This window comes from Phenylobacterium sp. (assembly GCF_035944335.1).
Lineage (GTDB): Bacteria > Pseudomonadota > Alphaproteobacteria > Caulobacterales > Caulobacteraceae > Phenylobacterium.
This window is the reverse complement of the sequence record NZ_DASZBG010000092.1, coordinates 1-1,565: the sequence shown is the minus strand read 5'-3', so window position 1 is coordinate 1,565 and position 1,565 is coordinate 1. Positions and strand designations below refer to the sequence as shown.

1 protein-coding gene is annotated in these 1,565 nt (G+C 70.4%); it reads left to right on the top strand.

What is annotated here, in order from left to right; genetic code table 11:
- Nucleotides 1-1,565 (top strand): NADH-quinone oxidoreductase subunit NuoG (nuoG, locus tag VGT80_RS15835; protein ID WP_327457479.1); only part of this gene is annotated, 1,565 nt, incomplete at both ends.

The following is a 1,565-nucleotide window of genomic DNA, read 5'->3' as shown; positions in this document are numbered from 1 at the left end:
TGCCGCATGTGCCTGGTGGAGGTGAAGCCCGGCCCGCCGAAGCCGCAGGCGTCCTGCGCCCTGCCGGCCGCCGAGAACATGGAGATCTTCACCGATACGCCGATGGTCAAGAAGGCCCGCCACGGGGTGATGGAGTTCCTGCTCATCAACCACCCGCTGGACTGCCCGATCTGCGACCAGGGCGGCGAGTGCGACCTGCAGGACCAGGCCATGGGCTATGGCCGAGACGACAGCCGCTATTCGGAGAACAAGCGCGCCGTCGAAGAGAAGTTCATGGGCCCGCTGATCAAGACCGTGATGACCCGCTGCATCCAGTGCACGCGCTGCGTCCGGTTCATCACCGAGGTGGCCGGCGTCCCTGAGATCGGTCTCATCTCTCGCGGCGAAGACGTTGAAATCACGACCTATCTAGACAAGGCGGTGACGTCGAACCTGTCCGGCAACGCGGTCGATCTGTGCCCGGTGGGCGCGCTCACCCACAAGCCCTGGGCCTTCAACTACCGCCCCTGGGAGCTGAAGAAGACCGAGAGCATCGACGTCCACGACGCCTTGGGCGCCGCGATCCGGGTGGATGCCCGCGGGCCGGCGGTGCTGCGCGTGCTGCCGCGCGTCAACGAGGACGTCAACGAGGAGTGGATCTCCGACAAGACCCGCTATGCGGTCGACGGACTTTCCCGCCAGCGGCTGGATCGGCCCTACATCCGCGAGGGCGGCAAGCTCAGGCCCGCCAGCTGGAACGAGGCGCTGGACGTCGTGGCGAGCCGGCTGAAAGCGGCGGCGCCGGACCGCGTGGGCGTGATCGCCGGCGACCTGCAGGACGCCGAATCCATGAAGGCCGCGCTGGACCTGTTCGGCGGCCTGGGCGTGACGAGCCTCGATTGCCGCCAGGACGGCCTGGCCCTGGGCGACGGCCCGCGGGCGAGCTGGCTGTTCAACTCCACCATCGCCGGGATCGAGGACGCCGACGTCCTGCTGCTGGTCGGCGCGAATCCGCGGCTGGAGGCCCCGGTGCTCAACGCGCGGCTGCGCAAGCGCTGGCTGGCCGGCGCCCTGCGGATCGGCGTGATCGGCGAGCAGGCCGACCTGACCTACCCTTACGACTACCTGGGCGCGGGCGCGCAGAGCCTGGGCGGGCTGGCGCGCCAGAAGGGCGACTTCGTCCAGGCGCTGAGGGCCGCCAAGGCGCCGGCGATCATCGTCGGCGCGGGGGCGCTCGCGCGGGCCGATGGCGCGGCGGTGCTGAACGCTGCGACCGGCGTCGCCAAGGCCTTCGGCGCGAGCTGGAACGTGCTGCATACCGCGGCCGCCCGGGTCGGCGGCCTGGACCTCGGCTTCACGCCCAAGGCCGGCGGCAAGGCCGCCGCGCAGATGGTCGCCAAGGGCGGCGCGGACCTGCTGTTCCTGCTCGGCGCCGACGAGATCGAGCTTTCGGCCACCAAGGCCTTCGTCGTCTATATCGGCACCCACGGCGACCGCGGCGCGCACCGCGCCGACGTGATCCTGCCCGGCGCCGCCTATACCGAGAAGAACGGCATCTACGTCAACACCGAGGGCCGGGTGCAGCT